Genomic DNA, 23,386 nt, shown 5'->3' on the forward strand with positions numbered 1-23,386 from the left:
CCTTGTCTCAGGCGGCCCGCACGGCAGCTTGCCGTGCGATCAGGCGTTCGCCGTCATGATGGGTGATTACCGCGTCGACGATTTCGCCGGGCTTGCCGGCGTCGAGTGCGGTCAGTGTAAAACCTTCTGTGCGACCGAGGCCCTCGCGCTCGATCAGGATGCGCTGGCTGGTGCCCGCAAGACTGTCGAGATGCTTGCGATAGGCCACGTCCCCGGCAGCGCGCAGCCTTGCGGCGCGCTCCTTGACCAGCGCGCGGTCGAGCTGGGGCATGCGCGCGGCAGGCGTGCCTTCTCGCGGCGAGAACGGGAACACGTGCAGATGGGTCAGGCCGCATTCTTCGACAATTCTGAGCGAGTTCTCGAACATCGCGTCGGTTTCGGTCGGGAACCCGGCAATGATGTCGGCGCCAAAGACGATGTCGGGGCGCGCAGCGCGCACATCGGCGCAGAAGCGGATCGAATCGTCGCGCAGATGCCGCCGCTTCATGCGTTTCAGGATCATGTCGTCGCCGGCCTGCAACGACAGATGCAGATGCGGCATCAGCCGCTTTTCGCCGGCAATCGCCGCCATCAATTCGTCGTCGGCCTCAATCGAGTCGATGGACGACAGGCGCAGCCGTGCCAGATCGGGCACTTGACGCAGGATCGTCGTCACCAGTCGGCCGAGACGCGGCGCACCGGGCAGATCAGCGCCGAAACTGGTCATGTCGACCCCGGTCAGCACGACTTCGCAATAGCCGTTCCCGACCAGCCGCTTGACCTGATCGACCACCGCGCCCATCGGCACCGAGCGTGAATTGCCACGTCCGTAGGGGATGATGCAGAAGGTGCAGCGATGGTCGCAGCCATTTTGTACCTGGACAAAGGCGCGGGCGCGCCCCTCCAGCGAATCCACCATATGCGAGGCGGTTTCTGTGACCGACATGATGTCGTTGACGCGCGCCTTCTCGAAGTCGTTGACACCGAAATCGGGCAGCGCGCGATAATTGTGGCTTTTCAGCTTTTCCTCGTTGCCCAGAACGAGGTCGACTTCACCCATGGCGGCAAAGGAGTCCGGATCGGTCTGCGCGGCGCAGCCAGTGACGATGATGCGCGCGTCCGGGTTGTCGCGGCGCGCCTTGCGGATCGCCTGCCGTGCCTGACGCACCGCCTCGCCGGTCACCGCGCAGGTGTTGACGATGATCGCCCCACCGTTCAGTTCGCCGAGGCCGGCGGCGGACGCCTCGCGGCGCATCACTTCGGACTCATAGGCGTTGAGTCGGCACCCGAAGGTGACGATGTCGATGCCCTTGCTCTCGCTCATGCCACGTCCTCGACGTCGCGCTGCCATGCGCCGGTTTCAGGGTCGAGCGTGCCGGAAAATTCCCATTCGGCAGGACCGGTCATGATCACATGATCGTCATCGCGCCATTCGATCGACAATTTGCCACCGCTGGGGGCGGTGATTTCGACGATGCGGTCGGTGCGGTTGGTGCGCGCGCCGCAGACGGCGGCAGCGCAGGCAGCCGAACCACAGGCCAGCGTCAGTCCCGCGCCGCGTTCCCAGGTGCGGATGTTCATCGAGCCGCGTGACGTCACCTGCGCAATGGTGATGTTGGCGCGCTCGGGGAAGATCGGGTGGTTTTCCAGGAGCGGTCCGAACCGGTCGAGGTCATAGGACCAGACATCTTCATCGACCCAGAAGATCGCATGCGGGTTGCCCATCGAGGCTACCGAGGGAGAGTGCAGCACCGGCGCGTCGATCGGCCCGATCTGCAATTCGATCATGCGCGTGTCACGAAACTCTTCGGCGAGCGGAATGTCCTGCCAGCCAAAGCGCGGCATGCCGAGATCGACCGAGATCGATCCGTCATCGTTTTCGCGTGCGTTGAGAATGCCCGCGACAGTCTCGAAGGTGAAGCTGCGCTTGCCGGTTTCGGCTGCCAGAGCCGCCACAACGCAGCGTGTGCCATTGCCGCAAGCCTGCGCAAAACTGCCGTCGGAATTGATGATCTGGATATAGTTGTCGGTGCCGGCCGTACGCGCATCATGGATTGCCATGATCTGGTCGAATGCGGTGGCAGGGTCGCTCGCGAGCGCGCGCGCCGCATCTGGCGTCACGCGATCCGCACGACCGCGCAGATCGGCAACGAGAATAGCGTTGCCAATCCCGTTCATCCGGGCAAAGGGGATGTGCGAGCTCATGAGGCGCTATATGGCGGAAAAGCCGTCCGATTACCAGTGTTGAAGGCGCATCAGGCCGGTGTCGGAAGGTTGGGGACTTCCCAGACCTCTCCCGGCTGCATGGCGCGGAAACGCTCCCGCGTCACCCCTGCCGCATCGCACGCTTCATGCAGCTGGTCGCGCGGCTCTTCGATTGACTCGTCGGTGAGTTGAAACGTGCCCCAATGATGCCCGGCGGCAAAAGCTGCATTGGCAAGCAGCATGCCGTCCACGGCCTCCTGCGGATTCTGGTGTTGGGATTGCATGAACCAGCGCGGCGCATAGGCACCGATCGGCAGGATGGCGAGGCGAAACCCGTCGTGTCGGGCCGCCGCATCGCGATAATTGATCCCGTCGTGAAAGCCGGTGTCGCCGATCACATAGACTTTGCCGGAGGGCGCTTCGACGGTGAAGCCGCCCCAAAGCGCCATGCGTCGGTCGCTGGTGCCGCGCGCCGACCAGTGATGCGATGGCTCGACGTGAATGCGCACCGATTTGAATTCGACAACGTCGTGCCAGTCATGCGCCGAAACGCGCATCTGCGGCACCGCCTTGCGCACGATGGTGTCGTTGCCAAGGGGCGTCATCACCTGCGGGTCATGCGCAGCCTGCAGCCGCTGCAGCGTGACGGTGTCGAGATGATCGTAGTGATTATGGCTCAGCAGGATCAGGTCGATCGCCGGCAGATCTTCAAACGCAATCCCCGGCGCGTTGACACGTCGAGGCCCTGCGAAAGAAAATGGCGAGGCGCGCTGCGACCACACCGGATCGGTCAGAATGTTGAGCCCGGCGGTCTGGATCAGCAGCGTTGCGTGACCAACCATCGTGACGACGAGCCGGTCGCCATCCACCCGCGGCTCGGGCTTTGCCGGTGCGAAAGGGCTTGGCCATTGCGCTGGCCATTTTGCCCGCCCGCCGCCAAACTGCCAGCGCAGAAGGTCGCTGAAGCCTGCTGGCTCCTTGCCCTGCGGGTTGAAGAATGTGGTGCCATCGAAATGATCGCTGGCGGTCCCATGATAGTAGGGATTCCCGGCTGTCGCCTGGTCGATCGCTACGCCGCCTGCTGCCGTGGTCGCGCCGCCAATGCCCAGCCATTTCATCATGGATCGTCTGTTCATGGCTGGAAGATAGACGCTGCAAGCCGTTTCACAAGACGATCAGTTGCGAACGCGCCGATTCCTGTGGCGCGGGAACTCAAACTTAACCATATGCGTTGGAATATCTTAAGATCGCCACGATTGGGGTGATGAACAGTTTTGCGTACGGACGTTAGAGACCGGTTACGGCTCGACGGAGGGATTTTATGGCTTTCAAAACAAGCGGCGTTCTGGCCATTTCAGTAATCGCACTCGCGTTGACTGGTTGCCAGAGCCAGCGATTTTCGCAGATGGACACACGCGGACCCGCCCCGGCGCCGCTGCAGGCAGCGCCTGCCGGAACGGTTGTCTCAGGGCAGCTTCCGCCCCCGGTGCAGCCGGGGACGACGGATCCGTCACAGTTCCCCGCAGCCCCCGGCACCGATCCCAATGCGGCGTCGCAGGCCCCGACGCAGGTAGCAGCTGCGACCCAGTCCGGCCCGGCGATCACCACCGGAAGCGTTGCCGGCGTGTGGAATGCCAGCGTCGGCGGCCAGAGCTGCCGTATCGCTACGCCCCAGACCCGTTTTGGTCAGGGCTTCCGCGCCGGTCCGTTGCGCTGCCCCGCGCCGCTCGATGGCGTCAAGTCGTGGAACGTCAATGGTAGCCAGCTAGCGCTCTACGGCGATTCAGGAGATGTTCTGGCGCGCTTGTACTCTGCGGGCGGCGAGCGTTTCGACGGCCAGACCAGCAGCGGCCAGCCGGTATCGCTGTCGCGCTAAGTCAGCGATCCTGCACCGCCACTTGCCATGCGTGCATGGCGGTGCAAAAACCCGGTGAAGCGCCTTTCCAAAGACGCTTGATCGGGGTGCGGCAGCGGAATGAACTCGGGAAAATCAATGTCATCGCTTGACGGCATGATGCCATTCCGCACGGTTCGTGAGGAATACGACCACCTTGAAGAAACCGGTGCCCTGCGCGCCGACGCGGCGCAGCGCGCTATCGTCGATGCGCTCGACGCGCTGCTCGGCGAGATCTCGACCAAGCGACTGGCGACCAAATCGAGCGCACTTGGCTGGCTGTTTGGCAAGCGCCGCAAGACCCATGAGCCGGTGAAGGGAATCTACCTTTACGGCAGCGTCGGGCGCGGCAAGACGATGCTGATGGACCTGTTCTTTCAGCGTCTGCCGGTCAAGCGCAAGCGTCGCGCTCATTTCAACGACTTCATGGCCGATGTGCACGATCGCATCCAGCGCCACCGCGAGGCGGTGAAGCTGGGCGAGACGAAGGAGAACGACCCGATCCCGCCGGTCGCCCGCGCGCTGGCCAAGGAAGCCTGGGTGCTGTGCTTCGACGAGTTCACCGTCACCGACATTGCCGATGCGATGGTTTTGTCGCGGCTGTTTTCGGCGCTGTTTGCCGAAGGCGTCGTCCTGATCGCCACCTCCAACGTCGCGCCCCGCAACCTCTACCGCGACGGGCTCAATCGTCAGCTGTTCCTGCCGTTCATCGACATTCTGGAGCGCAATGTCGCTGTCATGACGCTCGACGGCCCCACCGATTACCGCCGCGAGAAGCTCGACCAGATACCGGTCTATATGAGCCCGCTTGGCCCCGAAACCGATGCGCGCATGGATCAGGCCTGGCAGACCGTGCTCGACGGTCGCAGCGAGCATGCCGACACGATCGCGCTCAAGGGCCGCGAAATCTCGGTGCCGCGCGCTAATGGCACGGCGGCGCGGTTCTCCTTTGCCGACCTTTGTGAAAAGCCACACGGCGCGCGCGACTATCTGGCGATTGCCAGCCGGTTCGACACGCTGTTCGTCGATCACATCCCGGTGATGGGGCAGGAGCGGCGCAACGAGGCCAAGCGCTTCATTCTGCTCGTCGATACGCTTTATGACCAGCAGATGCGTCTCGTCGCCAGCGCGGCCGTTGCCCCGGAAGAACTTTACCGTGGTACCGTCGGCACCGAAGCATTCGAGTTCGAGCGCACCGCGTCCCGCCTGACCGAGATGCAGAGCCGCGACTGGCTGGAGCGCGTGCGCCAGCGCGCGCTATCCCCCTCCGAGGGTTGACGCAGCGGAATTTGCGGAGGAGGGTTGCGAAGTGTTTTTCACCATGTGGCCTTCTGCCCAGAAGTCCAGAAACCCGTTCTGCCTCGAAATACCTTGTGATTGAAACAAAATGTCTTACGTTTACGTAAGATATTATTGATCTAAACATTTGAAATCATTCGGGTCAGAATAATCGGTTGAGTTTTTTTGGGGTTCGGTCTATGCCAACCTCGATTTCGGACGGCCTCCCGTGTCCGGATAAACAGTCTCGGCAACGCTCTCTTCACGCCGGCGCGGCAAACACCGGCGCAGACCAACAGGGAAAAATCACCATGGCACGTAACAAGATTGCCCTCATCGGCTCCGGCATGATCGGCGGCACGCTCGCCCACATGATCGGCCTCAAGGAACTCGGCGACGTCGTCCTGTTCGATATTTCCGAAGGCACGCCGCAGGGCAAAGGCCTCGATATCGCACAGTCGGCTCCGGTTGACGGCTTCGACGCCAACTTTGTCGGCGCCAATGACTATTCCGCCATCGAAGGCGCAGATGTCTGCATCGTCACCGCCGGTGTCCCGCGCAAGCCGGGCATGAGCCGCGACGACCTTCTGGGTATCAACCTGAAGGTGATGGAGCAGGTCGGTGCAGGCATCAAGAAATATGCCCCGAACGCCTTCGTGATCTGCATCACCAACCCGCTCGACGCCATGGTGTGGGCGCTGCAGAAGTTCTCGGGTCTGCCGAAGAGCCACGTTGTCGGCATGGCTGGCGTTCTCGACTCCGCCCGCTTCCGTCATTTCCTCGCTGACGAGTTCAAGGTGTCGGTTGAAGACGTCACCGCATTTGTTCTCGGCGGCCACGGCGACACCATGGTGCCGCTGACCCGCTACTCGACCGTTGCCGGCATTCCGCTGCCGGACCTCGTCAAGATGGGTTGGACCTCGCAGAAAAAGCTCGACGCCATCGTTCAGCGCACCCGCGACGGCGGCGCCGAGATCGTCGGCCTGCTCAAGACCGGCTCGGCCTATTACGCGCCGGCATCGTCGGCGATCCAGATGGCTGAATCCTACCTGAAGGACAAGAAGCGCGTCCTGCCATCGGCAGCTCACCTGTCGGGCCAGTACGGCCTCAAGGACATCTATGTCGGCGTGCCTGTCGTGATCGGTGCCGGTGGCGTCGAGCGCGTCATCGAAATCGAGCTGAACAAGGCCGAGCAGAAGATGTTCGACAAGTCGGTCGAGTCCGTGCAGGGCCTCTGCGAGGCTTGCATCGCCATCGCCCCGAACCTCGGTCAGTAAGGAAGCCAAGCATGAACATTCACGAATATCAGGCCAAGCAACTCCTGAAGGGCTATGGCGCGCCAGTCGCCGAAGGCGTCGCGATCCTCAGCGCCGACGAGGCCGAAGCTGCCGCCAAGTCGCTGCCGGGTCCGCTTTATGTGGTCAAGAGCCAGATCCACGCCGGTGGCCGCGGCAAGGGCAAGTTCAAGGAACTCGGCCCAGATGCCAAGGGCGGCGTCCGTCTTGCGTTCTCGATCAACGAAGCCAAGGCGCATGCCAAGGAAATGCTCGGCAACACGCTGGTGACCGCGCAGACCGGCGCAGCCGGCAAGCAGGTCAACCGCCTCTACATCGAGGACGGCGCCGACATTTCGCGCGAGCTTTATCTGTCGCTGCTGGTCGACCGTACGGTTGGCCGCGTTGCCTTCGTGGTTTCCACCGAAGGCGGCATGGACATTGAAGCCGTTGCCGAAAAGACCCCGGAAAAGATCATCACCGTGGCGATCGATCCGGAAACCGGCGTCACCGAAGCTGACGTTGCCAAGCTCAACAGCGCGCTGGAGCTGACCGGTGAAGCTGCGGAAGATGGCAAGAAGCTGTTCCCGATCCTCTACCAGGCCTTCGTCGAGAAGGACATGGCACTGCTCGAGGTCAATCCGCTGATCGTGATGGAAAACGGCCGTCTGCGCGTTCTCGACGCCAAGATGTCGTTCGACGGCAACGCGCTGTTCCGCCATGACGACGTGCGCGCCCTGCGTGACGAGTCGGAAGAGGACGCCAAGGAAATCGAGGCCTCCAAGTGGGATCTCGCTTACGTGGCGCTCGATGGCAATATCGGCTGCATGGTCAACGGCGCAGGTCTTGCCATGGCGACGATGGACATCATCAAGCTGTACGGCAAGGAGCCGGCAAACTTCTGTGACGTCGGCGGTGGTGCCGGCAAGGAGAAGGTTGCCGCAGCGTTCAAGATCATCACGGCAGATCCGAAGGTCGAGGGCATCCTCGTCAACATCTTCGGCGGCATCATGAAGTGCGACGTCATCGCCGAAGGCGTTGTCGCAGCCGTGCAGGAAGTGGGCCTCAAGGTTCCGCTGGTGGTTCGTCTGGAAGGCACCAATGTCGAGCTGGGCAAGAAGATTCTCAACGAATCCGGCCTTGCCATCACCGCTGCTGACGACCTTGACGACGCCGCCAAGAAGATCGTCGCGGCGATCGCCGGCTAACGGATTTTGAAGGACCAGAAGTAATGTCGATCCTTATCAACAAAGACACGAAAGTCCTCGTCCAGGGCCTGACCGGCAAGACGGGTACGTTCCACACCGAGCAGGCGCTGGCCTATCATGGCACGCAGATGGTCGGCGGTATCCACCCCAAGAAGGGCGGCGAGAACTGGACCGGTTCCAAGGGCGAGACCCTGCCGATCTTCTCTTCCGTTGCAGAAGGCAAGGACCGCACCGGTGCGACCGCTTCGGTGGTCTACGTTCCGCCGGCAGGTGCAGCCGCAGCGATCATCGAGGCCATCGAGGCCGAGATGGAGCTGATCGTCTGCATCACCGAGGGCATCCCGGTCATGGACATGGTCAAGGTCAAGGCACGTCTTGAAAAGTCGAAGTCGCGTCTGATCGGCCCGAACTGCCCCGGCCTCGTCACCCCTGACGAGTGCAAGATCGGCATCATGCCGGGCTCGATCTTCCGCAAGGGTTCGGTCGGTGTCGTGTCGCGTTCGGGCACGCTGACCTATGAGGCCGTGTTCCAGACCACCAATGAAGGCCTCGGGCAGACGACCGCTGTCGGCATCGGCGGCGACCCGGTCAAGGGCACCGAGTTCATCGACATCCTCGAGATGTTCCTGGCTGACGACGAGACCAAGTCGATCATCATGATCGGCGAGATCGGCGGCTCGGCAGAAGAAGAAGCAGCGCAGTTCCTCAAGGACGAAGCCAAGCGCGGCCGCAAGAAGCCGATGGCCGGTTTCATCGCGGGTCGCACCGCTCCGGAAGGTCGCACCATGGGTCACGCCGGTGCGGTGATCTCCGGCGGCAAGGGCGGCGCTGAAGACAAGATCGCGGCGATGGAAGATGCGGGCATCCGCGTTTCGCCGTCGCCGGCACGCCTTGGCACGACCTTGGTCGAAGCCATCAAGGGCTGAAGCAATATTGTGCCGGGCGGTCACCTGCCCGGCACAATTCAATGAGATGAGCGGTCGGTGAAGCCGGTCCATGACCTGGCTCCACGACCCGAACGCGGCTCGACCGCACAGGCAAGTAGACGGAGCGGCAGCTCCAAAGGATCAAGAGATGGCGCGGCAAGATCAGGCCAACGACCAGTTTTCGCTTACCTCGTTCCTGTATGGCGGCAACGCCGACTACATCGAGACCCTTTATGCGTCCTGGCAGGAAAACCCTGCATCGGTCGACGCGGAGTGGCAGGAGTTTTTCGGCGCGCTCAAGGATGACGCTGCCGACGTTCTGAAGAACGCGCAGGGCGCGTCCTGGGAATCGGCAAACTGGCCGCTGAAGCAATCCGGTGAACTGGTCTCGGCGCTCGATGGCGACTGGGGCACGGTCGAAAAGCACCTCGACAAGAAGGTCCGCGACAAGGCTGCTGCCAAGGGCGGCATCTCGGAAGCCGAAGTGCTGCAGGCGACCCGCGATTCCGTGCGCGCCATCATGATGATCCGCGCCTACCGCATGCGCGGTCATCTGCACGCCAATCTCGACCCGCTCGGCATTGCCAAGCCGCAGGAAGACTATAACGAATTGTCGCCGGAGGCCTATGGCTTCACCGAGGCAGACTATGATCGTCCGATCTTCATCGACCGCGTTCTGGGGCTGGAATACGCCACCGTGCGCCAGATGCTCGACATTCTCAAGCGTACCTATTGCTCGACGCTCGGCGTTGAATTCATGCACATCTCCAACCCGGAGGAAAAGGCGTGGATTCAGGAGCGCATCGAAGGGCCGGACAAGGGCATCGAGTTCACGCCGAACGGCAAGAAGGCGATCCTGTCGAAGCTGATCGAGGCGGAAGGCTTCGAGCAGTTCATCGACGTCAAGTACAAGGGCACCAAGCGTTTCGGTCTTGATGGCGGTGAATCGCTGATCCCGGCGCTGGAGCAGATCATCAAGCGCGGCGGCCAGCTCGGCCTCAAGGAGATCGTGCTCGGCATGGCCCACCGTGGCCGCCTCAACGTTCTCACCAACGTGATGGCAAAGCCGCATCGCGCCGTGTTCCACGAGTTCAAGGGCGGCTCCTTTGCGCCGGATGACGTCGAGGGTTCGGGCGACGTGAAGTACCATCTTGGTGCATCGTCGGACCGCGAGTTCGACAGCAACAAGGTTCACCTCTCGCTGACCGCCAACCCGTCGCATCTGGAAATCGTCAATCCGGTGGTGATGGGCAAGGCGCGCGCCAAGCAGGACCAGATTTTCGGCCGCACGCGTGAGGAATTCATCCCGATCGAGGCCCGCGCCAAGGTGATGCCGTTGCTGATCCATGGTGACGCCGCATTTGCCGGTCAGGGCGTTGTTGCCGAGTGCCTCGGCCTGTCGGGCCTGCGCGGTCATCGCGTTGCCGGCACCGTGCATTTCATCATCAACAACCAGATCGGTTTCACCACCAATCCGCGCTTCTCGCGCTCGTCGCCCTATCCGTCCGACGTTGCCAAGATGATCGAAGCGCCGATCTTCCACGTCAACGGCGACGATCCGGAAGCGGTCGTGTTTGCTGCCAAGATTGCCACCGAATACCGGATGAAGTTCCACAAGCCGGTGGTCATCGACATGTTCTGCTACCGTCGCTTCGGTCACAACGAAGGCGACGAGCCGGCATTCACCCAGCCGCAGATGTACAAGGAAATCCGTGCGCACCGCACGACCTTGCAGCTCTACAGCGACAAGCTGATTGCTGAGAACCTGATGACTCAGGAAGACATCGACGCGATGCGCGCCGAATGGCGTGCTCAGCTGGAAACCGAGTTCGAGGCTGGTCAGACCTACAAGCCCAACAAGGCCGACTGGCTCGATGGGGCGTGGACAGGCCTGCGCACTGCCGACAATCAGGACGAGCAGCGTCGTGGCAAGACCGCGGTGCCGCTGAAGACGCTGAAGGAAATCGGCAAGAAGCTGACCGAGGTTCCGGCCGAGTTTGAAGTTCACCGCACCATCGGCCGCTTCCTCGAGAACCGCCGCAAGGCGATCGAGTCCGGCGAGGGCATCGACTGGGCAACCGGCGAGGCGCTGGCGTTCGGCTCGATCCTGATGGAAGGCAATCCGATCCGTCTTTCGGGTCAGGATTCGGAGCGTGGTACGTTCTCGCAGCGCCATTCGGTGCTCTACGACCAGCGTTCGGAAGACCGCTACATCCCGCTCAACAATCTGGGACCGCAGCAGGCCAACTACGAAGTCATCAACTCGATGCTGTCGGAAGAAGCCGTGCTCGGCTTCGAATATGGCTTCTCGCTGGCCGAGCCGCGTGCGCTGACCCTGTGGGAAGCGCAGTTCGGCGACTTCGCCAACGGTGCCCAGGTGTTGTTCGACCAGTTCATCTCGTCGGGCGAGCGCAAATGGCTGCGCATGTCGGGCCTCGTCTGCCTGTTGCCGCATGGCTATGAAGGTCAGGGGCCGGAGCACTCCTCGGCGCGTCTGGAGCGCTTCCTGCAGATGTGCGCGGAAGACAACATGCAGGTCGCCAACATCACGACGCCTGCCAACTACTTCCATGCGCTGCGTCGCCAGCTCAAGCGTGACTTCCGCAAGCCGCTGATCCTGATGACGCCGAAGTCGCTGCTGCGTCACAAGCGGGCGATCTCGACGATGTCGGAACTGTCGGGTGAAAGCTCCTTCCACCGCCTGTTGTGGGACGATGCGCAATATCTCGGCAACGAGCCGATCAAGCTGGTCAAGGATTCCAAGATCCGCCGCGTCGTCCTGTGCTCGGGCAAGGTCTATTACGATCTTTACGAAGAGCGTGAAAAGCGTGGCATCGACGACATCTACCTGCTGCGGGTCGAGCAACTCTATCCGTTCCCGGCCAAGGCGCTGATCAATGAGCTGTCACGCTTCCGCAACGCGGAAATGGTCTGGTGCCAGGAAGAACCGAAGAACATGGGTGCGTGGTCGTTCATCGACCCGTATCTGGAATGGGTACTAGCTCATATCGACGCCAAACATCAGCGCGTGCGCTATACTGGACGCCCGGCTGCCGCTTCCCCGGCAACTGGCCTGATGTCCAAGCACCTGGCGCAGCTCGAGGCCTTCCTCGAGGACGCGCTCGGCGGCGAATGAGAAACTGAAGCGAAACCAGGCAACGGAAAAGAACAATGGCTACCGAAATTCGCGTTCCGACACTCGGAGAATCCGTCGCAGAAGCGACCATCGGCAAGTGGTTCAAGAAGGCCGGCGACGCGATTGCTGTCGACGAACCGCTTGTTGAACTCGAAACCGACAAGGTCACGATCGAGGTTCCGGCTCCTGCCGCCGGCGTCCTGTCGGAAATCGTCGCCCAGGAAGGCGAGACCGTCGGTGTCGCGGCCCTGCTCGGCATGATCTCCGAAGGCGCGGGCGCAGCAGCGGCACCTGCCAAGAAGGCAGAAGCCAAGGCAGAAGCGCCGCAGGCCGCACCAGCTCAGGCAGCTGCGGCAGCGCCCGCCGGCCAGACCTCGATGCCAGCTGCGCCGTCGGCGGCCAAGGCTGCGGCGGAAGCCGGCATCTCGACCGATCAGGTCGCAGGTTCGGGCAAGCGCGGTCAGGTGCTCAAGGGCGACGTCCTCGACGCCATCGCCAAGGGTGTCGCCGCGCCTGCCGCAGCCCCGGCTCCGGTTGCAGCGCGTCCGGCTTCGTCCGAGGGCGATGCCGTGCGCGAAGAGCGCGTGAAGATGACGCGCCTGCGCCAGACCATTGCGCGCCGTCTCAAGGAAGCGCAGGCAACCGCCGCCATGCTGACCACCTTCAACGAGGTGGACATGAAGCCGGTGATGGATCTGCGCGCCAAGTACAAGGATCTGTTCGAGAAGAAGCACGGCGTCAAGCTCGGCTTCATGGGCTTCTTCACCAAGGCCGTGACCCACGCCCTGAAGGAAATCCCGGCGGTCAACGCCGAGATCGACGGCACCGACATCATCTACAAGAACTTCGCCCATATCGGCGTCGCAGTCGGTACCGACAAGGGCCTCGTCGTGCCGGTGGTGCGCGATGCCGACCAGATGTCGATCTCGGAAATCGAGAAGGAAATCGGTCGTCTGGGTCTGGCGGCGCGTGACGGCAAGCTGTCGGTCGCCGACATGCAGGGCGGCACCTTCACCATCTCGAATGGCGGCGTCTATGGTTCGCTGATGTCGACGCCGATCCTGAATGCGCCGCAGTCGGGCATTCTGGGCATGCACAAGATCCAGGAACGTCCGGTTGTCATCGGCGGCCAGATCGTCATCCGTCCGATGATGTATCTCGCTCTGTCCTACGATCACCGCATCGTCGACGGCAAGGAAGCCGTGACCTTCCTCGTCCGTGTCAAGGAAACGCTGGAAGATCCGGAGCGTCTGGTTCTCGATCTCTGATCGGGGTCACCCAGCGCCTGTCCCAGACTGAAGGATTTTGTCATGAGCTATGATCTTGTCGTTATCGGTGCCGGTCCCGGCGGTTATGTCTGCGCCATCAAGGCGTCGCAGCTGGGCCTGAAGGTCGCGCTGGTCGAAAAGCGCGACACCTATGGCGGCACCTGCGTCAATGTCGGCTGCATTCCGTCCAAGGCCTTGCTGCACGCGACCGAGATGCTGATGGAGGCCGAACATTCGTTCGACGCCCTCGGCATCGAGATTTCCAAGCCGAAGGTGAACCTCGAAAAGCTGATGGCGCATCGCGTCAACACCGTCGAGCAGAACACCAAGGGCCTCGTCTTCCTGATGAAGAAAAACAAGATCGACACCTTCCAGGGTACCGGTCAGGTTCTTGGCCAGGGGAAGGTTTCGGTCACCGCCGAAGACGGCAGCGCGCAGGAACTGGCGACGAAGAACATCGTCATCGCCACCGGTTCGGACATTGCCGGCATTCCCGGCGTCGATGTCGCCTTTGACGAAAAGACCATCGTGTCGTCGACCGGCGCGCTCGAATTCGACAAGGTGCCTGGCCATCTCGTCGTCGTCGGTGGCGGCGTCATCGGTCTGGAGCTGGGTTCGGTCTGGGCGCGTCTTGGCGCCAAGGTCACCGTGGTCGAATATCTCGACACGATCCTTGGCGGCATGGATGGCGAAGTCGCCAAGCAGTACCAGCGCATGCTGGGCAAGCAGGGCTTCGAGTTCAAGCTCGGCGCCAAGGTCACTGGCGTCGCCAAGGATGGCAAGGGCTCGAAGGTCACCTTCGAGCCGGTCAAGGGCGGCGATGCCGTCACCATCGACGCAGACGCCGTGCTGGTCGCTACGGGCCGCAAGCCTTACACGGCCGGCCTTGGCCTTGAGGCTGCCGGCGTTGCGCTCGACGAGCGTGGCCGCGTGCAGGTCGATGGCCGCTTGCAGACCAACGTGCCGGGCATCTACGCCATTGGCGACGTCGTTGTCGGTCCGATGCTTGCGCACAAGGCCGAGGAAGAAGGCGTTGCCGTTGCCGAGATGCTGGCCGGCCAGGCCGGACACGTCAATTACGACGTCATTCCGGGCGTTGTTTACACCAGCCCCGAAGTCGCTTCCGTTGGCAAGACCGAGGAAGAACTGAAGAAGGCGGGCATTGCCTATTCGTCCGGCAAGTTCCCGTTTTCGGCCAATGGCCGCGCACGCTCGATGTTGCAGACCGACGGTTTCGTCAAGGTGCTGGCTGACAAGGCGACCGACCGCGTGCTCGGCGTTCACATCGTCGGCTTTGGTGCCGGCGAGATGATCCATGAGGCAGCGGTGCTGATGGAGTTCGGCGGCTCGTCGGAAGACCTCGCTCGCACCTGCCATGCGCATCCGACGATGTCGGAAGCCGTCAAGGAAGCCGCGCTGGCGACCTTCTCCAAGCCGATTCACATGTGATCGGCTTCACGAAAGCCCAACAAAAAAGGCCAGCTCGTCGAGCTGGCCTTTTTCATGTCTGACGATCGTTGAGATCGCTGATTATTCAGCGGTCTCTTCAGCCGGAGCAGCAGCAGCTTCAGCAGCGGCGGCAGCATCTGCGGCAGCCTTGGCGGCGGCGGCTTCTTCAGCGGCCTTGGCAGCAGCGATACGCTCCTGGGCCTTCTTGCCTGGCTCACCCTTGGTCGGGTTGTTGCGGGCGTCGCGCTGGATCAGGCCAGCTTCGGCGAGGAAGCGGGCAACGCGGTCGGTCGGCAGCGCGCCGTTGGCCATCCAGTGCTTGACGCGCTCTTCGTTGACCTTCACGCGCTCGCCGTCCTTGGCCAGCATCGGGTTCCACGAACCGACCTGCTCGATGAAACGGCCGTCGCGCGGGGTGCGCACGTCAGCGATGACGATGTGGTAGTAAGGGCGCTTCTTGGAACCTGCGCGCGAAAGACGGATTTTCAGTGCCATTTCGAGTTCTCCTGGATCTTCTGTCTGTGTGTCTTGTTGGGTCTTGGGGTATCAGGATTTGCCGTTTTCAGAGGCAATCGCCTCATGGTGACGGATGACTTCGCGGATGATGAAGTTGAGGAACTTCTCCGCAAAATCCGGATCGAGATTTGCATCCTGCGCCAGCTGGCGCAGACGGGCGATCTGCTGCTGCTCGCGTGCCGGATCGGCTGGCGGCAGATCATGAGTTGCCTTCAGGTGGCCCACTGCCTGCGTGCAGCGGAAGCGCTCGGCTAGCATATGCACCAGCGCCGCATCGATATTGTCGATCGACGAGCGGTATTGCGCCAGCTTGGCGCGTGCAACGTCGTTATTGTTGGTTTCGCTCATCTGCCCCTCACTTCTTCTTTGGACCGCCGGGCAGACCCGGAAGCTTCAAGCCGCCCGACAGGCCCGGAAGGCCGCCCCCCGGCAATCCCGGAAATCCGCCGGGAAGCCCTTTCGGCAGGCCGCCGCCCAGACCCGCAGCCTCTGCCTGCTTCTGCAGCGCTTCGAGCTGCTTGGGGTCCATCTTCGACAGGTCGGGCATTCCGCCCATACCCGGCATCATGCCGCCCATACCCATCTTGGAGGCAAGGCCGCCCATTGCGGCGCGCATCATGCCGCCGCCCTTGCCCTTGCCGCCCATGGCTTTCATCATGTCGGCCATCTGGCGGTGCATTTTCAAAAGCTTGTTGATCTGCGCCGCATCGGTGCCGGAGCCGGCGGCAATGCGCTTCTTGCGCGAATGCTTGAGAAGGTCGGGATTGGCGCGCTCGGCCTTGGTCATCGACTGGATGATGGCGATCTGACGACCGAACATCTTGTCATCGAGCCCGGCGGCGGCGATCTGGTCCTTCATCTTGCCCATGCCCGGCATCATGCCCATGATACCGCCCATGCCACCCATCTTCTGCATCTGGCGCAGCTGGTCGGCGAGGTCGTTCAGGTCGAACTTGCCCGACTGCATCTTCTTCGCCATCGCCGCGGCTTTTTCCGCGTCGATGGTTTCAGCAGCCTTCTCGACCAGGCTGACGATGTCGCCCATGCCAAGGATGCGGTCGGCGATGCGCTTGGGATGAAACTCCTCCAGCGCATCCATCTTTTCGCCGACACCGATCAGCTTGACCGGCTTGCCGGTCACGGCGCGCATCGACAGGGCGGCACCGCCACGGCCATCGCCGTCCATGCGGGTCAGCACCAGGCCGGTGACACCGACGCGTTCGTCGAAGTTGCGGGCGAGATTGACGGCGTCCTGACCGGTCAGCGAGTCGGCGACGAGCAGGATTTCATGCGGGTTGGCCGAGCGCTTGATCTCGGCCATTTCGGCCATCAGCGGCTCGTCAATATGGGTGCGGCCGGCGGTGTCGAGGATGACGACGTCGTGGCCGCCGAGCTTTGCCGCCTGCACCGAGCGCTTGGCAATATCGACCGGGGTCTGGCCGGCAATGATCGGCAGGGTCGCAACGCCGGTCTGCTCGCCGAGCTGGCGCAATTGCTCCTGCGCGGCCGGACGGCGCGTGTCGAGCGAGGCCATCAGCACTTTCTTGCCCTGGCGCTCGGTCAGCCGCTTGGCGATCTTGGCAGAGGTGGTGGTCTTGCCGGAACCCTGCAGGCCGACCATCATGATGACGACCGGGGCAGGGGCGTTGAGATCGATGGCGACGCCTTCGGCACCCAGCATCTCGACCAGTTCGTCATGAACGATCTTGACGACCATCTGGCCGGGCTTGATCGACTTCAGAACTTCCGCGCCGACCGCCTTGCTGCGCACTTTGTCGGTGAACGAACGGACGACTTCGAGCGCAACGTCTGCCTCGATCAGCGCACGACGCACTTCGCGCAGCGCCGCCGAGACGTCGGCTTCGGAGAGCGCACCGCGGCCGGTGAGGCCGTTGAGGATGGAGCCAAGGCGCTCCTGAAGTGATTCAAACATCCGTTTTTCCCATTCCCTGCCATTTGCATCGACAGAGAGGTAATGGCTCGGCATCGGAAAGCAAAGCTCAAAGCCGTAACGCACCCGAGGGCGCATCGCGCTGTCGGGTGTTGACCTCCGGGATCGTCATCTTCGTTGAAGATCGCCCCGGTCGGCGGCTCAGAGTTCTACCTCGTCGCTGAATTTGCAGGTTCTAGACAGGAAAAGCGCCGTCGAGTCAAGCGAAAGCGAAGCTTTTGCGCGTCAGGGCCGAGGCCGAGGCTCGGCGCGGCTTCCGGTTTTGCGCGCGCGGGCGCGGAATGTGCGCCAAAATTGTGGTAGTCCTGCCACAGTAACACGGCAGTAATCGAATTCGTCTACAAAATCCGCAATTCGCCTCGCAATCATGTCTGATTTGCGTGTTGTGGGGGCACGCGGGATGGCGCAAGCGACCGCATCAGGCAACAGGATCGGGCTATCGGAAAGGCAAGTGTATGGCGAAAGCAATGATGAAAGTGGTCGCGGCGGCGGTGCTCGCGCTCGGGCTGTCCTCGGCTGCGGCCTATGCGCAGGCTTGCGGCAACACCGCCGATGGCTTCGAGACGTGGAAATCGCAGTTCCGTCAGCATGCGCAGTCGCGCGGCCTTGGCCAGCGCGCGCTCGCGGCGCTTGACGGCACCCGCTACAACACAGCGACGATCAAGGCGGACCGTGGCCAGAAGAGCTTCAAGCTGACGCTGGACCAGTTCATGGAACGGCGCGGCGCGGCGCAGATCGTGCGCAAGGGCCGTCAGGTCAAGCAGCAGAACGCGCAGTTGTTTGCGCAGATCGAGAAGCGCTACGGCGTGCCGGCTGGCCCGCTGCTAGCGATCTGGGGCATGGAAACCAATTTTGGCGGCTTCCTCGGCAACCAGAACATCGTTTCGGCCGCGGCAACGCTGGCTTATGATTGCCGTCGCTCGGAATTCTTCACCCGCCAGATCATCGCGGCCCTGCAACTCGTTGATCGTGGCGATCTGAGCCCTTCGGCGATCGGCGCGGCCCATGGCGAAGTCGGCCAGACCCAGTTCCTGCCGGAAAATGTCATCAAATATGGCGTTGACGGCGATGGCGACGGACATGTCGATCTGATCAATTCGCGCGCCGATGCCCTGCACTCGACCGCCAACTTCCTCGTTGGCCATGGCTGGCGTCGCGGTGCCGGCTATCAGAAGGGCGAGCCGAATTTCGCCGCCATCGAAGGCTGGAACGCTGCTGGCGTCTACCAGCAGGCCATCGCCATCATGGGCCGCCAGATCGACGGTAACTGATCGAGCTGGGCATTTCCGCGGTTTCGTTGAATCGCGGATTTGCTCCGACTCTTTGTTTTACGCAATTCCGACCGCAAAACCGCTTCGCACTTTTTGCTGGAATTGCTCCAAGCCAAAAAAAGGCCCGGTCGCTTTCGCTACCGGGCCTTTTTCATTGAGGTTTAACGAGATCAGCTGTTGCGCTTGCGCGCGGCCAGCGTGCGCAGACGCAGCGCGTTGAGGCGGATGAAGCCTTCGGCGTCCTTCTGGTCGTAGGCGCCACGGTCGTCCTCGAAGGTGACCAGCGCGTCCGAATAGAGCGACTTGGGCGAACGGCGGCCGGTGACGATGACATTGCCCTTGTAGAGCGTCAGGCGCACGTCGCCTTCGACGTCTGCCTGGCTCTTGTCGATCAGGGCCTGCAGCATTTCGCGCTCCGGCGAGAACCAGAAGCCGTTATATATCAGCTCGGCATAGCGCGGCATCAGCTCGTCCTTGAGGTGCGCCGCGCCGCGATCCAGCGTGATCGACTCGATGGCGCGGTGTGCCTGCAGCAGGATCGTGCCGCCGGGGGTCTCGTAGACGCCGCGCGACTTCATGCCGACGAAGCGGTTTTCGACCAGATCGAGACGACCGATGCCATTGTCGCGGCCAAGATCGTTGAGCGCCTTGAGCAGCGTTGCCGGCGACAATTCCTTGCCGTTGAGGGCAACCGGGTCACCGTTCTTGAAGGTGAGGGTGATTTCGGTCGGCGTGTCGGGTGCGTCCATCGGCGACACCGAGCGCATGTGGACATATTCCGGCGGCGCCATCCACGGATCTTCCAGCACCTTGCCCTCGGAGGACGAGTGCAAGAGGTTGGCGTCGACGGAGAACGGAGCCTCGCCCTGCTTGTCCTTGGCGACCGGGATCTGGTGCTGTTCGGCAAAGTTGATCAGGTCGGTACGCGACTTGAAGGTCCAGTCGCGCCAGGGTGCGATCACCTTGATGTCGGGGTTGAGGGCGTAAGCCGACAGCTCGAAACGAACCTGGTCGTTGCCCTTGCCGGTCGCGCCGTGCGCGATGGCGTCGGCGCCGGTCTCTTCGGCGATCTCGACGAGACGCTTGGAGATCAGCGGGCGCGCAATCGAGGTGCCGAGAAGGTACAGGCCCTCATACTGGGCGTTGGCGCGGAACATCGGGAAGACGAAGTCGCGGACGAATTCCTCGCGCACGTCCTCGATGTAGATTTCCTTGATGCCGAGCATCTCGGCCTTCTTGCGCGCCGGCTCGAGTTCTTCACCCTGACCCAGATCTGCCGTGAAGGTCACGACCTCGGCACCCAGCTCGGTCTGGAGCCATTTCAGGATGATGGAGGTATCGAGGCCGCCGGAATAGGCCAGCACCACCTTCTTGACGTCTTTCCACTTGGACATGTCGCACCCGGTGTTGTGTCGGGACACGCGGTCCCGTTTCTGAAAGGATTGGGCGCACTTTTAGCAGGAATGCGGTGACGGGCAAGGCCGCAAGCTGTCACTGCTCATTGGATTGTGAAAGGCCGCAATCTTGTCGCATGCCATATGGTAGCTAGACTTTCACACCTGATTCTGCGCTGCGGGGAGAAATGCGTGCGCGACACATTGCCTGAAGCCGGACGATCCAAAGTCATGACAGCGCGTGCCCTGATACACGGTGCCTTTCTGGCTGCCACTGCAGCAGCGGTGGCCACGCCGGTTTTTGCCCAGAGCGGCGAGCGCTGGCAGCCACATCAGACAGAAGCGCAGGCGACTGTGCCGACACCGCGTGCGAGCGGACCCGTCACCGGCCTGACCCTGAGCTGCGCCGCACAGCGCTGGGTTCTGATGTTCGAGATGGAAGGCGACACGGTGCTGAAAGAGGCAACGCTGACCGTGGATCGCAAACCCTACCGGCTTGCGCCGTTCGAGGGCATGGACAGGAACGCCTTGCGACTTCCGCGTTTGGCACTCGATCCGCTGAAGACGGCGGTGCGTGCTGAGCTGGCGCTTGACGGCGAGGGCGAAACCGCGTCAACGCGCTTTGCGCTGTCATTACGTGGCTCGCACCGCGCCATCACCACGCTTGAGGAGCGCTGCACGCCACGCGATATGTCGGCCTACGACACCGTGACCTTGACGCCCTATTCGTCCTATCTGGAACTTGCGCGGTCTCTGCGCGAAGGCGACATTGCAGCGTTTGAACTGGCAACCGCGTCAAAGCCCCAGCTGACCGCCGCGATGGCGGAGTTTGGCGCGGGCAGGCGTGTCCTGTTCACGCGGCTATGCGGCTCGTCATGGTATTTTGGCCGCTCCGGCTGCAACCTCACCGGATTTGCTTTCGATGCCTCGGCAGACAGAAAACCGGACGATACTTACGAGACGCAATGGCGGGTCGTCTACGATACCGAAAACGCACGCATCCATACCGATCCCAAAGCGGGCCAGGATGGCTGGCACGATCTGGTGACGCTGCCAGTCGCTGGTGGCGGCGAAGGCAGTGTCTGGCGCTGGAACGGCAAGCGTTATGTCCGTCATGCGACGCTTGCCGACGAGGACGAAACATTGTCCGGATCTTCGCTGGAACTGCGCCCGACGCGCGATTGACGCGACGTCTTTTGCCTCTCGCGCCCGCCCCAAGGCGGGCGTATAGCTAGGCATCATTTGCGCGAGACCCTGTCATGCACCTGCCTGCCTTCGTTCCGGATTTTTCGACCCTTGCCCAGTTCGCCGTTGCAGTCTTCATCATCGCGATCACGCCCGGCCCCGACATGACGCTGTTCGTCGGGCGCGCGCTGTCGCAGGGGCGGATGGCGGGCCTTGCCTGCATGGCCGGGGCCATGAGCGGCATTCTGGTTCACACCGCGCTGGTGTCGTTCGGCCTGTCGGCGCTGATCGTGGCCTCGCCGCAGGCATTCTTCGCGCTCAAGATCTTTGGCGCAGGCTATCTCGTCTGGCTCGCCTTTCAGGCCATCCGCCACGGCTCGGCCTTTGCGCCGCAGGCCCAGAATGGCAGCAAGAAGACATCGTTTGCCAGCAATTGGGCGACGGGGCTGGTGGTCAATCTGCTCAACCCGAAGATCCTGCTGTTCTTCATGACCTTCCTGCCGCAATTCGTGTCGGCAAGCGATCCCAACGCGCCGCATCAGCTCCTGTTTCTGGGCGTCCTGTTCATCGTGATTTCGCTGCCGCTGACCTTGTCGATGGTGCTGGCGGCGGACAGTTTTTCAGGGCTTCTGAAGCGGTCGCCGCGCTTCATGCGCGCGATCGATTATGTGTTCGCAGGTGTATTTTCCGCTTTCGCGCTGAAGATCCTGATGGCGCAGGCGCGCTGAAGCCTCAGCCTTTGTCGATGGCGCCTTCTATCCACGCGCCCGAGCTGCGCCCGGCCACCAGCCAGTAGCACAGGCCGCCAACCATTCCGGTCGCGCCGAGCGCCAGTGTAGCGGTGGTTGGGTCTAGGCTGTGGTCGAATTCTGTATGAAAGCTGGTGAGCCAGCTTGCCGCCAGCCCGCAGGCTCCACCTGCCAGCGCAAAATAAAGCCAGTCGCGGCGGCCGATAAATTCCGCGATCAAGATGGCGATCATTGCCGGCAGGAAGCCGATATTGCCCACGATCAGCGCCAGAAATGGCACCGAGACGATGAGCCCGCCAGCGGCGAAGGCCAGTTCCTCGCCGGTGAAGGGCAGGGCTCCGAGGATCAGCACATGCAAGAACGCGCTTGCGCCGAGCGCAGCGAAGATGAATCCGAAAAGGATCAGGGTCAGCCGTCCGAGATAGACGAGCAGCCGGTTCACGCTTCGCCGTGCCCTGCAATCATCATCGCTTCCAGCGCCAGCCGGTCGCTCTTGCGCATGCGCTCCGATTCTGACTTGAGCTGGCCACAGGCGGCGAGAATGTCGCGGCCGCGCGGGGTGCGGATCGGCGAGGCGTAGCCGGCCTGGTTGACGTAGTCGGCAAACTTCTCGATCTGCTCCCAGTCTGAGCACTGATAATTGGTGCCGGGCCACGGATTGAACGGGATCAGGTTGATCTTGGCCGGAATGCCTCTGAGAAGGCGCACCAGTTCCTTGGCGTCGGCGAGCGAATCGTTGACGTCCTTGAGCATCACATATTCGAAGGTGATGCGGCGCGCATTGGACAGGCCGGGATATTTGCGGCAGGCGTCCATCAGCTGTTCGAGCGGATATTTCTTGTTGATCGGCACCAGCATGTCGCGCAGATCGTCGCGCACGGCATGCAGCGAGATCGCCAGCATGACGCCGATTTCCTCGCCGGTGCGGAAGATTTCCGGCACCACGCCCGAGGTCGACAGGGTGATGCGGCGCTTCGACAGCGCCAGCCCGTCGCCATCCGAGGCGATCAACAGCGCCTTCTTGACGGCTTCGAAATTATACAGCGGCTCGCCCATGCCCATCATGACGATGTTGGACACCTTGCGCCCTTCGGCCGGCACGATCGCGCCATCGGGCGTATCGGCATCTGGAAAATCGCCAAGCCGGTCGCGCGCGGTCATCAACTGGGCAAGGATTTCCTCGGCCGTCAGGTTTCGCACCAGCTTCTGCGTGCCGGTGTGGCAGAACGAGCAGGTCAGGGTGCAGCCGACCTGGCTCGAAATGCACAGCGTGCCGCGCCCTTCCTCGGGGATGTAGACGGTCTCGATTTCCACCGGACGGCCAGCGCCGCGCGGCGGGAAACGGAACAGCCATTTGCGGGTGCCGTCATTGGAAATCTGTTCTTCGACCACTTCAGGGCGGGCAACCGTGAAGTGGCGCGCCAGTTCCGCGCGCAGATCCTTGGAGATGTTGCGCATGTCGGCAAAGTCCGACACGCCGCGCACGTAGAGCCAGTGCCACAGCTGCTGGACGCGCATCTTGCGCTGGCGCTCGGGCACGCCGGCATCGCCAAGAGCAAGCGCCATTTCCTCGCGCGACATGCCGATCAGCGACGGCTTTTCGGGCGCACGGGCGCTTGCGCCAAGCATGGCGCGGGTTTCGGGCGAAGTGAGATCAAATGATAGGGTCATGGCCGCATGATATAGGGGCGGTCGCAGCCGCC

At 62.4% G+C, this 23,386-nt stretch carries 20 protein-coding genes; 11 read left to right on the forward strand and 9 right to left on the reverse strand.

Features of this window, described 5'->3' with window-relative positions; translation table 11 throughout:
- Positions 1–7: 7 nt before the first annotated feature.
- The 3 genes from mtaB to BMZ42_RS03190 are packed head-to-tail and all read right to left on the reverse strand — an operon-like array spanning position 8 to position 3,302.
- Entirely contained in the window at positions 8–1,303 is a 1,296-nt protein-coding gene (gene mtaB, locus BMZ42_RS03180; protein WP_091518533.1) for a tRNA (N(6)-L-threonylcarbamoyladenosine(37)-C(2))-methylthiotransferase MtaB, read from the reverse strand.
- Positions 1,300–2,184, reverse strand: a complete 885-nt coding sequence (gene dapF, locus BMZ42_RS03185; RefSeq protein WP_091518535.1) for a diaminopimelate epimerase — start codon at positions 2,182–2,184, stop codon at positions 1,300–1,302. Before dapF ends, mtaB begins: the two co-directional genes overlap by 4 nt.
- 50 nt (positions 2,185–2,234) lie before the next feature.
- Entirely contained in the window at positions 2,235–3,302 is a 1,068-nt protein-coding gene (locus BMZ42_RS03190; protein WP_420492437.1) for an MBL fold metallo-hydrolase, read from the reverse strand.
- A 203-nt stretch (positions 3,303–3,505) separates the two neighbouring features.
- Between BMZ42_RS03190 and BMZ42_RS03195 the strand changes: the two genes are divergently transcribed.
- The 8 genes from BMZ42_RS03195 to lpdA all read left to right on the forward strand — a co-directional run bounded on the left by BMZ42_RS03195 (position 3,506) and on the right by lpdA (position 14,617).
- Complete coding sequence (locus tag BMZ42_RS03195) at positions 3,506–4,060, forward strand: protease inhibitor Inh/omp19 family protein (protein ID WP_091518541.1); 555 nt, start codon at positions 3,506–3,508, stop codon at positions 4,058–4,060.
- Between the two features lie 117 nt (positions 4,061–4,177).
- Positions 4,178–5,356 (forward strand): cell division protein ZapE, encoded by a 1,179-nt coding sequence (gene zapE, locus BMZ42_RS03200; protein ID WP_091518544.1) that lies wholly within the window; start codon positions 4,178–4,180, stop codon positions 5,354–5,356.
- Between the two features lie 311 nt (positions 5,357–5,667).
- Positions 5,668–6,633 carry a malate dehydrogenase gene (mdh, locus tag BMZ42_RS03205; RefSeq protein WP_091518546.1) on the forward strand — a complete coding sequence of 322 codons (966 nt, stop codon included), beginning with the start codon at positions 5,668–5,670 and terminating at the stop codon, positions 6,631–6,633.
- Positions 6,634–6,644: 11 nt separating this feature from the next.
- A complete protein-coding gene (gene sucC, locus BMZ42_RS03210) occupies positions 6,645–7,838 on the forward strand; it encodes an ADP-forming succinate--CoA ligase subunit beta (protein ID WP_091518548.1) in 1,194 nt (397 codons plus the stop codon).
- Positions 7,839–7,861: 23 nt separating this feature from the next.
- The gene (gene sucD / locus BMZ42_RS03215; protein WP_091518550.1) at positions 7,862–8,764 is read left to right on the forward strand and encodes a succinate--CoA ligase subunit alpha; all 903 of its coding nucleotides are present in this window, start codon (positions 7,862–7,864) and stop codon (positions 8,762–8,764) included.
- A gap of 148 nt (positions 8,765–8,912) precedes the next feature.
- Positions 8,913–11,900, forward strand: a complete 2,988-nt coding sequence (locus tag BMZ42_RS03220) for a 2-oxoglutarate dehydrogenase E1 component (RefSeq protein ID WP_091518553.1) — start codon at positions 8,913–8,915, stop codon at positions 11,898–11,900.
- 35 nt (positions 11,901–11,935) lie between these two features.
- Positions 11,936–13,168 carry a 2-oxoglutarate dehydrogenase complex dihydrolipoyllysine-residue succinyltransferase gene (gene odhB, locus BMZ42_RS03225; protein WP_091518556.1) on the forward strand — a complete coding sequence of 411 codons (1,233 nt, stop codon included), beginning with the start codon at positions 11,936–11,938 and terminating at the stop codon, positions 13,166–13,168.
- A 42-nt stretch (positions 13,169–13,210) separates the two neighbouring features.
- Positions 13,211–14,617 carry a dihydrolipoyl dehydrogenase gene (gene lpdA, locus BMZ42_RS03230; RefSeq protein ID WP_091518557.1) on the forward strand — a complete coding sequence of 469 codons (1,407 nt, stop codon included), beginning with the start codon at positions 13,211–13,213 and terminating at the stop codon, positions 14,615–14,617.
- Positions 14,618–14,698: 81 nt separating this feature from the next.
- Here lpdA and rpsP read toward each other — a convergent pair whose 3' ends face one another.
- From rpsP to ffh, 3 genes are read right to left on the reverse strand one after another with little or no spacing between them, the layout of a single operon-like run.
- Positions 14,699–15,112 carry a 30S ribosomal protein S16 gene (rpsP, locus tag BMZ42_RS03235; protein WP_091518559.1) on the reverse strand — a complete coding sequence of 138 codons (414 nt, stop codon included), beginning with the start codon at positions 15,110–15,112 and terminating at the stop codon, positions 14,699–14,701.
- Positions 15,113–15,163: 51 nt separating this feature from the next.
- Positions 15,164–15,481, reverse strand: coding sequence for a chorismate mutase (locus BMZ42_RS03240; protein WP_091518561.1), 318 nt, complete (start codon positions 15,479–15,481; stop codon positions 15,164–15,166).
- Positions 15,482–15,488: 7 nt separating this feature from the next.
- Positions 15,489–17,066, reverse strand: a complete 1,578-nt coding sequence (gene ffh / locus BMZ42_RS03245; RefSeq protein ID WP_091518564.1) for a signal recognition particle protein — start codon at positions 17,064–17,066, stop codon at positions 15,489–15,491.
- Positions 17,067–17,551: 485 nt separating this feature from the next.
- Here ffh and BMZ42_RS03250 point away from each other — a divergent pair, with 485 nt between their 5' ends.
- Complete coding sequence (locus BMZ42_RS03250; RefSeq protein WP_244523136.1) at positions 17,552–18,355, forward strand: lytic murein transglycosylase; 804 nt, start codon at positions 17,552–17,554, stop codon at positions 18,353–18,355.
- A 170-nt stretch (positions 18,356–18,525) separates the two neighbouring features.
- Here BMZ42_RS03250 and BMZ42_RS03255 read toward each other — a convergent pair whose 3' ends face one another.
- Positions 18,526–19,749, reverse strand: coding sequence for an argininosuccinate synthase (locus tag BMZ42_RS03255; protein ID WP_091518568.1), 1,224 nt, complete (start codon positions 19,747–19,749; stop codon positions 18,526–18,528).
- Between the two features lie 192 nt (positions 19,750–19,941).
- Here BMZ42_RS03255 and BMZ42_RS03260 point away from each other — a divergent pair, with 192 nt between their 5' ends.
- Positions 19,942–20,934, forward strand: coding sequence for a hypothetical protein (locus tag BMZ42_RS03260; RefSeq protein WP_091518571.1), 993 nt, complete (start codon positions 19,942–19,944; stop codon positions 20,932–20,934).
- A gap of 74 nt (positions 20,935–21,008) precedes the next feature.
- A complete protein-coding gene (locus BMZ42_RS03265) occupies positions 21,009–21,662 on the forward strand; it encodes a LysE family translocator (RefSeq protein WP_091518573.1) in 654 nt (217 codons plus the stop codon).
- Between the two features lie 4 nt (positions 21,663–21,666).
- Here BMZ42_RS03265 and BMZ42_RS03270 read toward each other — a convergent pair whose 3' ends face one another.
- Together BMZ42_RS03270 and rlmN are read right to left on the reverse strand one after the other, a co-directional pair.
- Positions 21,667–22,125: a hypothetical protein gene (locus BMZ42_RS03270; protein ID WP_091518576.1), complete on the reverse strand. Its 459-nt coding sequence runs from the start codon at positions 22,123–22,125 to the stop codon at positions 21,667–21,669.
- On the reverse strand, positions 22,122–23,354 hold the full coding sequence (gene rlmN / locus BMZ42_RS03275; protein ID WP_091518578.1) for a dual-specificity RNA methyltransferase RlmN: 1,233 nt from the start codon (positions 23,352–23,354) through the stop codon (positions 22,122–22,124). The genes BMZ42_RS03270 and rlmN overlap by 4 nt, the downstream gene beginning before the upstream one ends.
- Positions 23,355–23,386: the final 32 nt, after the last annotated feature.

Origin of the sequence: Aquamicrobium aerolatum DSM 21857, from assembly GCF_900113935.1 — a bacterium.
GTDB lineage: Bacteria > Pseudomonadota > Alphaproteobacteria > Rhizobiales > Rhizobiaceae > Aerobium > Aerobium aerolatum.

Excerpts from the sequence above, each read along its gene's own strand:
- BMZ42_RS03250 (WP_244523136.1), top strand. The coding sequence starts at position 17,552 with ATGATGAAAGTGGTCGCGGCGGCGGTGCTCGCGCTCGGGCTGTCCTCG.
- sucD (WP_091518550.1), top strand. The coding sequence starts at position 7,862 with ATGTCGATCCTTATCAACAAAGACACGAAAGTCCTCGTCCAGGGCCTG.
- BMZ42_RS03190 (WP_420492437.1), bottom strand. The coding sequence starts at position 3,302 with ATGAAATGGCTGGGCATTGGCGGCGCGACCACGGCAGCAGGCGGCGTA.
- BMZ42_RS03255 (WP_091518568.1), bottom strand. The coding sequence starts at position 19,749 with ATGTCCAAGTGGAAAGACGTCAAGAAGGTGGTGCTGGCCTATTCCGGC.
- zapE (WP_091518544.1), top strand. The coding sequence starts at position 4,178 with ATGTCATCGCTTGACGGCATGATGCCATTCCGCACGGTTCGTGAGGAA.
- BMZ42_RS03195 (WP_091518541.1), top strand. The coding sequence starts at position 3,506 with ATGGCTTTCAAAACAAGCGGCGTTCTGGCCATTTCAGTAATCGCACTC.
- BMZ42_RS03240 (WP_091518561.1), bottom strand. The coding sequence starts at position 15,481 with ATGAGCGAAACCAACAATAACGACGTTGCACGCGCCAAGCTGGCGCAA.
- odhB (WP_091518556.1), top strand. The coding sequence starts at position 11,936 with ATGGCTACCGAAATTCGCGTTCCGACACTCGGAGAATCCGTCGCAGAA.
- sucC (WP_091518548.1), top strand. The coding sequence starts at position 6,645 with ATGAACATTCACGAATATCAGGCCAAGCAACTCCTGAAGGGCTATGGC.
- BMZ42_RS03220 (WP_091518553.1), top strand. The coding sequence starts at position 8,913 with ATGGCGCGGCAAGATCAGGCCAACGACCAGTTTTCGCTTACCTCGTTC.
- BMZ42_RS03265 (WP_091518573.1), top strand. The coding sequence starts at position 21,009 with ATGCACCTGCCTGCCTTCGTTCCGGATTTTTCGACCCTTGCCCAGTTC.
- dapF (WP_091518535.1), bottom strand. The coding sequence starts at position 2,184 with ATGAGCTCGCACATCCCCTTTGCCCGGATGAACGGGATTGGCAACGCT.
- mtaB (WP_091518533.1), bottom strand. The coding sequence starts at position 1,303 with ATGAGCGAGAGCAAGGGCATCGACATCGTCACCTTCGGGTGCCGACTC.
- ffh (WP_091518564.1), bottom strand. The coding sequence starts at position 17,066 with ATGTTTGAATCACTTCAGGAGCGCCTTGGCTCCATCCTCAACGGCCTC.
- lpdA (WP_091518557.1), top strand. The coding sequence starts at position 13,211 with ATGAGCTATGATCTTGTCGTTATCGGTGCCGGTCCCGGCGGTTATGTC.
- mdh (WP_091518546.1), top strand. The coding sequence starts at position 5,668 with ATGGCACGTAACAAGATTGCCCTCATCGGCTCCGGCATGATCGGCGGC.
- rlmN (WP_091518578.1), bottom strand. The coding sequence starts at position 23,354 with ATGACCCTATCATTTGATCTCACTTCGCCCGAAACCCGCGCCATGCTT.
- rpsP (WP_091518559.1), bottom strand. The coding sequence starts at position 15,112 with ATGGCACTGAAAATCCGTCTTTCGCGCGCAGGTTCCAAGAAGCGCCCT.